Annotated in this window: 6 protein-coding genes; all 6 read left to right on the top strand. The window is 60.0% G+C overall.

The window, feature by feature from the left end; translation table 11 throughout:
- The first annotated feature begins 173 nt into the window (after positions 1 to 173).
- The 6 genes from Q7C20_RS26375 (at position 174) to moaE (ending at position 8,461) form a co-directional block, all read left to right on the top strand.
- Complete coding sequence (locus Q7C20_RS26375; protein WP_348062682.1) at positions 174 to 1,298, top strand: polysaccharide deacetylase family protein; 1,125 nt, start codon at positions 174 to 176, stop codon at positions 1,296 to 1,298.
- Positions 1,299 to 1,644: 346 nt separating this feature from the next.
- Positions 1,645 to 3,039, top strand: a complete 1,395-nt coding sequence (locus Q7C20_RS26370; protein WP_012722339.1) for a PhoH family protein — start codon at positions 1,645 to 1,647, stop codon at positions 3,037 to 3,039.
- A gap of 308 nt (positions 3,040 to 3,347) precedes the next feature.
- On the top strand, positions 3,348 to 7,085 hold the full coding sequence (locus tag Q7C20_RS26365) for an autotransporter domain-containing protein (protein WP_375071146.1): 3,738 nt from the start codon (positions 3,348 to 3,350) through the stop codon (positions 7,083 to 7,085).
- Positions 7,086 to 7,296: 211 nt separating this feature from the next.
- Complete coding sequence (gene moaC, locus Q7C20_RS26360) at positions 7,297 to 7,770, top strand: cyclic pyranopterin monophosphate synthase MoaC (protein WP_348062105.1); 474 nt, start codon at positions 7,297 to 7,299, stop codon at positions 7,768 to 7,770.
- Positions 7,767 to 8,009 (top strand): molybdopterin converting factor subunit 1, encoded by a 243-nt coding sequence (moaD, locus tag Q7C20_RS26355; protein WP_375071145.1) that lies wholly within the window; start codon positions 7,767 to 7,769, stop codon positions 8,007 to 8,009. The genes moaC and moaD overlap by 4 nt, the downstream gene beginning before the upstream one ends.
- A gap of 2 nt (positions 8,010 to 8,011) precedes the next feature.
- Positions 8,012 to 8,461, top strand: coding sequence for a molybdopterin synthase catalytic subunit MoaE (gene moaE / locus Q7C20_RS26350; RefSeq protein WP_375071144.1), 450 nt, complete (start codon positions 8,012 to 8,014; stop codon positions 8,459 to 8,461).
- Positions 8,462 to 8,580: the final 119 nt, after the last annotated feature.

The following is an 8,580-nucleotide window of genomic DNA, read 5'->3' as shown; positions in this document are numbered from 1 at the left end:
GAGTGGTGGGGCGAAGACCTTTTGGTTACTTTTGGGGCGTTTGCCAAAAGTGACCCGCTGTAAGAGCGGAACCAATTCAAGCCATCACCCAAACAACGGATATACACACCAACCCAAGAGCCCAAGCAGGCTATCAGCTATAGTGCCCGACGACGTTGAAAGGGAGACCCGTTGTGCGAATAGCGTTTTTATTGTCCGCTTGTCTGTTTTGCCTGGGCGCGCAAGCGGCGCCGGTAGATGTAGCCAGCCTCGACCGCGGCACCTGGCCCGAAAAACTCAGCAGCCCAGCGCTGTTCGACGTCGCCTCACGCGCCGAAATCCTGATGTTCGCCCACAGCCTCCTGGCCAGCGAAAACCAGGACGAGGCCGCGCTCAAACAACGTTTGGGCCTGAAAATCATCAACCTGGCCTCCATCGACGACCTGCGCCGCCAGCTCTGGCAACGCCTGCTTGAAAACTACACCGCCGCCCAACAAAGTTGCGAAGAAGACGCCTCCTTCTGCTTCCTGATCGAAAGCATGGACGACCTGCGCGAACAAGCCGGCAAGTTCCAGATCAGCGACAACTCCTTCTATATAGGTTGGGCCGCCCCCAGCCATGCCTTCCACGAACGCTACCTCGACGAACTGCTGCGCAAAGCCGCGCTATTTCCACAGATCAGCAGCGAAATCGCACGCTTTGGCGACCACGAGCGCAACGGCGATGACTTCAAGGACCGGATGTTCCTGCTGACCTTCGACGGCGGCCCGGCGCCGGTCAGCGGTAATACCGACTGGCTCACCGACTACCTGCGCAAACAAAAGATGAACGCGACTTTCTTCGTCCTCGGCAGCAGCCTGCAAACGCGCGTCGAGCGCAGTTCTGCCGCCGACGTGCAGGCGCTGTACCAAGGTCAGTGTGTGGGCACTCAGGGCTGGCAATACCGTTCCCACAGCCATTGGGTCGACTGGCAAAGCTCGATCACCCGCAGCGCATCGCTGGCGCAGAACCTGATGCCGGAAAACTACGTGCCGCTGTTTCGCCCGCCGTATGGCCAGCGCCGCGCCGACAGTCAGGGCTTCTTTCAGTCCCAGGGTTTACAGGTGGCGTTATGGGACATCGACTCCCAGGACGAGCCCGGCAAACTCAAGGCTGACGAGTCTGAGGAGCGCGTGCTGACACTGATGTTGCTGTGGCGCAAAGGGATGATTGTGTTTCATGACACCCAGGACAAGGCGCGGGTAGCATTGCCGATTCTGATGCAGGCAACGGCGCAAAGCGGGCTGGGTTGGCAGGACTGTCGGGAAGCCTTTCGCTAAAAAGACCAAGTGCCCGGCCCTGTTGGGGATGAGGCAGTTGCGGGGTGATTTTTTGCGACATTTCGATACAGGCGGACTTCCGACTTTAACGGGGTCTATGGCAAGCGGCTAGTGCTATTCGTCATCCTGAAAAATAAACTTCAAAAAAGCGTCAAAGTGCTATTTCCTGTCACATGTTTTGCGGTATTACGAAGTTAGATCGCCGAAACCTGCAACACAGGTGGCGTCTTCCAAGACTCCTCATGTGAGCATGCACTTGACGTCCCTCAGGTGCATTCGGTGGTCGAATCGAGGCGCAGAACCGCCCAGGTATTGCGTCGACTGGCTCCCACAAAGGTGACCGAGTATGGATGATCATGGACGTAACCCTTCTTCCGACCAGCCAATCCTTTATGTGCTTGATACCAACGTATTGATCCACGATCCAAACGCACTGCTTAACTTCGAAGAACACCACGTCGCCATCCCGATGATCGTGCTTGAGGAGCTCGACAAACTCAAAAGCGGGCACCACAGCGTTGCCGCCGAATGTCGCCAGGCCATCCGCCTGATCGACAAGACCCTGGGCGAAGCCTCGCCCGAGGACGTTGAAGTCGGCGTGCCGATCCAGCGTGGCAAAAGCGGGCCGAAGGGCTTGCTGTCGATTCTGATGAGCAAACGCAGCGAGCCCAACAGCCTGCTGCCGGAAAACCTCAACGACAACAAAATCATCAACCAATTGATCGACCTGCATGCGCGCGACAAGGACTTGCGCCTGGTGCTGGTGACCAAAGACATCAATATGCGCCTCAAGGCACGAGCATGTGGGATCGCTGCCGAGGACTACAGTACCGACCAGCTGGTCGACGACGTGTCGATGCTGTCGCGGGGTTATCACACGGTGACCGGCTCGTTCTGGGACCTTGTGAGCAAGGTCGAAACCCGTCAGGACCATGGCCGCACCTGGCACCAGGTGCAGTTGATCGACAACCTGCCGGCGGTGCACATCAATGAATTCATCATCGACGAACAGGGCTTCGTGGGCTGGATCAAAGAGATCCAGGTCGACAAGCTGCTGATCCTCGACCTGCATCAGGAACCCCTGTTGCACCAGGAAGCCTGGGGCCTGAAACCGCGTGATATCTACCAGAGCCTGGCGCTGTATGCGCTGCTCGATCCGGACATCCACCTGGTCAACCTGACCGGCGCCGCAGGCTCGGGGAAAACCATCCTCGCCCTGGCTGCCGCCATCGAACAGACCATGGTCACCAAGCGCTATCGCCGCATCATTGCCACCCGCAGCGTGCAGGGCCTGGACCAGGAAATCGGTTTCCTGCCCGGCACCGAAGCGGAGAAAATGGAGCCGTGGCTGGGGGCGATCACCGACAACCTCGAAGCCTTGCACATGGATGACGAAAACACCCATGGCAGCGTCGATTACATCCTCAGCAAAGTGCCGTTGCAGTTCAAATCCCTCAACTACATCCGGGGTCGCAGCTTCCAGCAAAGCCTGATTTTGATCGATGAATGCCAGAACCTCACGCCGCACCAGATGAAAACCATCATCACCCGTGCGGGCGCCGGTTCCAAAGTGGTGTGCCTGGGCAACCTGGCACAGATCGACACCCCTTACCTGTCCGCGACCAGCTCCGGGCTGACCTACCTGACAGAACGCTTCAAAGACTTCCCGAACGGCGTGCACATTGCGCTGCAAGGGGTACCGCGTTCGATTCTGGCCGAATACGCCGAGTCCCATTTGTAAACACCCATGCTGTAGTTGGTGGCTAAATGCCACGAACCACCCCGGATTTTTCACGAAATCCGGGGTTTTTGTTGTGGGCGACATTTGCCTTCGTTAATGCGCCTTGGGTGCTTGTGGGCTTTGTATTTATTTTGTTACATTTTTGTTGCTGTAAAAACAACAACAACTCAGCGTCACTTCTTCGGAATACATCTCCTTGATCTGACGACGTTTGAAGACCCCTTGGGGTTTTCCGCATGACCCTGCCTATTACAAAAAGCCCGATACATCGCTCATTGACGACGCACTTATCCAAAGGGAATTGAAGAATGGACGTAGCAGGTAATGGCTCCACTTTGTCTGAAAAACGCAAGCGCGCCGCAGGCTCCAAATCGATCCCCCTTACACCCATCGCACTCGGCCTGGCGCTATGGCTGGGCCAAGGCTCCATGGCGTGGGCCGATGACGCCAACCCCTACACCTCACAAGTGCTGGAGTCGGCCTTCAGGAAAGCCGTCGCATCCTTTGGCCCAAACACCGACGTGTACAAAAACCTGCGGTTTGCCAATGCGGATATTGTCGATCTTGCGGCCAAGGATTTTGCAGCCCAGTCCGGAAAATTCGATTCGGCGCTCAAGCAAAACTACGAGCTGCAACCGGAAAACCTGACCATCAGCGCCATGCTTGGCGATACCCGGCGCCCGCTGGATTACGCCTCACGCCTGGACTACTACCGCAGCCGCCTGTTCAGCAACAACGGCCGCTACACCACCAACATTCTCGATTTCTCCAAGGCGATTCTGGCCAACTTGCCGGCCGCCAAGCCGTATACCTATGTGGAACCGGGCGTCAGCAGCAACCTGAGCGGGCAACTGAATGCCGGCCAATCCTGGGCGGCCGCCACCCGTGACTGGAACGCCAACGCGCAAACCTGGAAAACCCCGGAAGCCCAGGTCAACTCCGGCCTGGACCGCACCCACGCGTATTACGCCTATGCCCTGGGCATGACCGGCAAAGGCGTGAATGTGGGCGTGCTCGACTCGGGCATCCTCACCGAACATGTCGAGTTTCAGGGCAAGAACGCTCAGGGCCAGGACCGCGTGCAAGCGGTGACGTCCACCGGTGAGTACTACGCGACCCACCCGCGCTATATCCAGGACACCCCGGATGGCGAGTTTCAAAAGGGCGAGCACTTCAGCATTCCCGGTGAGTACGACCCGATCATCAACGACGGTCACGGCACCGAAATGTCCGGAGTGCTGGGCGCCAGTCGCAACGGCACCGGCATGCACGGCATCGCGTTTGACGCGAACATTTTTGTCGCCAACACCGGCGGCACCGATGACAACCGTTTCCAAGGCTCCAACGACCTCGACTACAACGCGTTCATGGCCAGCTACAACGCCTTGGCGGCGAAGAATGTGTCGATCGTCAACCAGAGCTGGGGGCAGAACTCGCGCAATGACGTGGAAAACCACTTCGGCAACGTCGGCGACAGCGCCGCCGACAACCTGCGCGACATGACCGCCGCCTATCGCCCGTTCTGGGACAAGGCCCACGCCGGGCAAAAAACCTGGATGGACGCGATGGCCGACGCCGCACGGCAAAACACGTTCATCCAGATTATCTCGGCGGGCAACGACAGCCACGGCGCCAACCCGGACACCAACGCCAACCTGCCGTTTTTCAAGCCGGATATTGAAGGCAAATTTCTCTCGATCACCGGTTACGACGAGACCAGCGCGCAGGTCTATAACCGCTGCGGCACGTCGAAATGGTGGTGCGTGATGGGCGTGTCAGGTATTCCGTCCACTGGGCCTGAGGGTGAAATTATCCCCAACGCCAACGGCACCTCGGCGGCTGCGCCGAGTGTCTCCGGGGCTCTGGCGCTGGTGATTCAGCGCTTCCCCTACATGACCGCCAGCCAGGCGCGGGATGTGTTGCTGACCACCTCCAGCCTGCAAGCGCCGGACGGTCCCGATACCCCGGTTGGCGACCTCACCGGTGGCCGCACCTATGACAATCTGCAGCCGGTACACGATGCCGCGCCGGGCACGCCGCAAGTGCCGGGCGTGGTCAGTGGCTGGGGCTTGCCGAACCTGCAAAAAGCCATGCAGGGGCCGGGGCAGTTTCTCGGTTCGGTGGCGGTGGCATTGCCGGGCGGAACTCGCGATATCTGGGCCAACCCGATTTCCGATGAAGCCATTCGCGCCCGCCGTGTCGAAGACGCCGCCGAGCAGGCGACCTGGGCCGTGACCAAACAGCAAAAGGGCTGGCTCAACGGCTTACCGGCGAATGCGTCGGCCGATGACCAGTTCGACTACGAGATCGGCCATGCGCGGGAGCAGGCGACCCTTACGCGCGGCCAGGATTTACTCACTGGCAACACCTATGTCGGCAGCCTGGCCAAGTCGGGTGACGGCGAACTGGTGCTGGAAGGCCAGAACACCTATTCCGGCAGCACCTGGGTACGCGGCGGCATGCTGTCGGTGGACGGCACGTTGACCTCCGCCGTGACAGTGGATGGCAGCGCGGTGGGCACGCGCAATGCGGACAATGGCGTGTTGACCACACTCGGCGGCACGTTGGCCGGCACTGGCACGGTGGCTAACGTGACCGTCAACACGGGTGGCCGCGTGGCGCCGGGGCATTCGATCGGTACGCTGCGCACGGGCGACGTGACGTTCAATCCGGGTTCGGTGTATGCGGTCGAAGTCGGCCCTAATGGGCGCAGCGACCAGATCCAGAGCAACGGCGTTGCCACCCTCAACGGTGGCGTGGTGACCGTGTCCCTGGAAAACAGCCCTAATCTGTTGTCTGCCACTGAGGCCCGCAGCCTGTTGGGCCAGCGGTTCAACATCCTGACGGCGAGCCAGGGCATCAATGGTCAGTTTGCGGCGATCTCGCCGAATTACCTGTTCATCGGCGCGCAGCTCACCTATCAACCGAATCAGCTGACCCTGGCGGTGGCGCGCAACCAGACGACGTTTGCCAGCATCGCGCAAACCCGCAATGAACGCGCGGTGGCAACGGCGGCCGAGTCATTGGGCGCGGGCAGCCCGGTGTACGAAAGCCTGCTGGCGTCAGACTCGGCAGTGCAGGCGCGGGACGCGTTCAAGCAGTTGTCGGGGCAATTGCACTCGGACGTGGCGGCGGCGCAAATGGCCGAGAGCCGCTACATTCGTGAAGCGGTCAACGGCCGCCTGCAACAGGCTCAGGCGCTGGATTCCAGCGCGCAGATCCAGAGCAGCGACAATGGCGGCTGGGTGCAACTGCTGGGCGGTCGCGATAACGTCAGCGGTGACAACAACGCCAGCGGTTATTCCTCGTCCACCAGCGGCGTGCTGTTGGGGCTGGACACCGAAGTCGGCGACGGCTGGCGCTTGGGCGCAGCCACCGGCTACACCCAGAGCCACTTGAATGGCGACGCCTCGGCCTCGGCGGACAGCGACAACTATCACCTGTCGATCTACGGCGGCAAGCGCTTCGACGCCATCGCCCTGCGCGTGGGCGGCGCCACCACCTGGCATCGTCTGGACACCTCGCGACGCGTGGCTTACGCCAACCAGTCGGACTACGACAAGGCTGACTACAGCGCTCGTACCGATCAGGTGTTTGCCGAAATCGGCTACAGCCAGTGGAACCTGTTCGAACCCTTTGCCAACCTGACGTACCTGAACTATCAGAGCGACTCGTTCAAAGAGAAGGGCGGCGCGGCTGCGTTGCACGCCAGCCAGCAAAGCCAGGATGCGACGCTCTCGACGTTGGGCCTGCGCGCACATACCCAGGTGCCGATCAGCTCAACCTCGGCGGTGACCTTGCGCGGCGAGCTGGGCTGGGAACATCAGTTCGGCGATACCGATCGTGATGCCTCGCTGAAGTTTGCCGGCAGTGACACCGCGTTTGCCGTAAACAGCGTGCCGGTGGCGCGCGATGGCGCGGTGATCAAAGCCAGTGCGCAAATGGCGTTGACCAAAGACACGCTGGTGTCGTTGAACTACAGCGGTTTGCTGTCGAACCGGGGTAACAACAACGGGATCAATGCCGGATTTACCTTCCGCTTCTGACACCCGCTGCTGTCGATAACCTGTGGCGAGGGAGCTTGCTCCCGCTGGACTGCGTAGCAGTCCCATTTTTGGGGCCTCTGCGCGGCCCAACGGGAGCAAGCTCCCTCGCCACATTTACACTGTTTTCGCTTAACGGGCTCATGGGATAAACAGGCATGCGTAAATTTGACTCACGGGTTTACAATTGCCGCTCCTGATCAGGAGTATCCCTGTGCTGACTCATCTCGATTCCCAAGGTCGCGCCCACATGGTCGACGTCACCGAAAAAGCCGTGACGTTCCGTGAAGCCGTGGCCGAAGCGCGGGTGCGCATGTTGCCCGAGACCCTGAAAATGATTGTCGACGGCGCCCATCCCAAGGGTGACGTGTTTGCCGTGGCCCGCATTGCCGGGATCCAGGCGGCGAAAAAAACCAGCGATTTGATTCCCCTGTGCCACCCGCTGATGCTCACCGGCGTCAAGGTCGAGCTAAGTGCCGATGGCGTGGACGCGGTGCATATCCTGGCACGCTGCAAGCTCAGCGGGCAGACCGGCGTGGAGATGGAAGCACTGACCGCGGCCAGCGTCGCGGCGCTGACGATTTACGATATGTGCAAGGCGGTGGACCGTGGCATGACCATCGAAAGCATTCGCCTGCTGGAAAAGCTCGGCGGTAAAAGCGGGCATTTCAAGGCGGACCAGGCATGAGCATCAATGTATTGTTTTTTGCGCGTTACGCCGAAGCGGTGGGTTTGGATTCGCTGGAGATGGAGGGGGATTTCGCCACCGTCGATGCAGTGCGTCTGGCGCTGGCCGGTGACCCCGAGTTTGCAGTGCTCAATGAGACCAGCTTGATGTGCGCCCACAATGAGGAACTCTGTGGCCTTGATCAACCGGTGCAGGCCGGTGATGAAGTGGCGTTCTTTCCGCCAGTGACCGGAGGCTGACGGTGGCCATTCGGGTGCAGGCTGAGGCATTTGATCCGGGCGTTGAGCTGAACGCCATGCACGCGGCGAATGTCGGCGTGGGCGCGGTGGTGAGTTTTGTCGGCTATGTGCGTGATTTCAACGACGGGCTGGACGTGACGGGGATGTTTCTGGAGCACTATCCGGGCATGACTGAGAAGGCCTTGGCGAAGATTGTGGTGGAGGCTGAGGAGCGCTGGCCGTTGCTTAAGCTGCAAGTGTTGCACCGCATTGGCGCGCTGGAACCGGGTGAGCCGATTGTGTTTGTGGGCGTTGCCAGTGCGCATCGGCAGGCAGCGTTCGATGCGTGCGCGTTTGTGATGGACTACCTGAAGACACGGGCGCCGTTTTGGAAGAAGGAACATACCAGCGAAGGGGCGCGTTGGGTTGAGGGGCGGGGGAGTGATCAGGCTGCTGCGGATCGTTGGAGGTGAGGCTTGTTTGGGGGCATATCCGTTGCTGCGGTAACGGCTGGGATTGGTTCCGCTCTTACAGCGGGTCACTTTTTGAAGAGCGCAAAAAGTAACCAAAAACGCTCCGCCCCACCACTCGG

The sequence above is a fragment of the Pseudomonas sp. AMR01 genome, assembly GCF_041946035.1.
In the GTDB taxonomy this organism is placed as follows: domain Bacteria; phylum Pseudomonadota; class Gammaproteobacteria; order Pseudomonadales; family Pseudomonadaceae; genus Aquipseudomonas; species Aquipseudomonas antarctica_B.
This window is presented reverse-complemented; position numbering and strand designations above follow the sequence as displayed.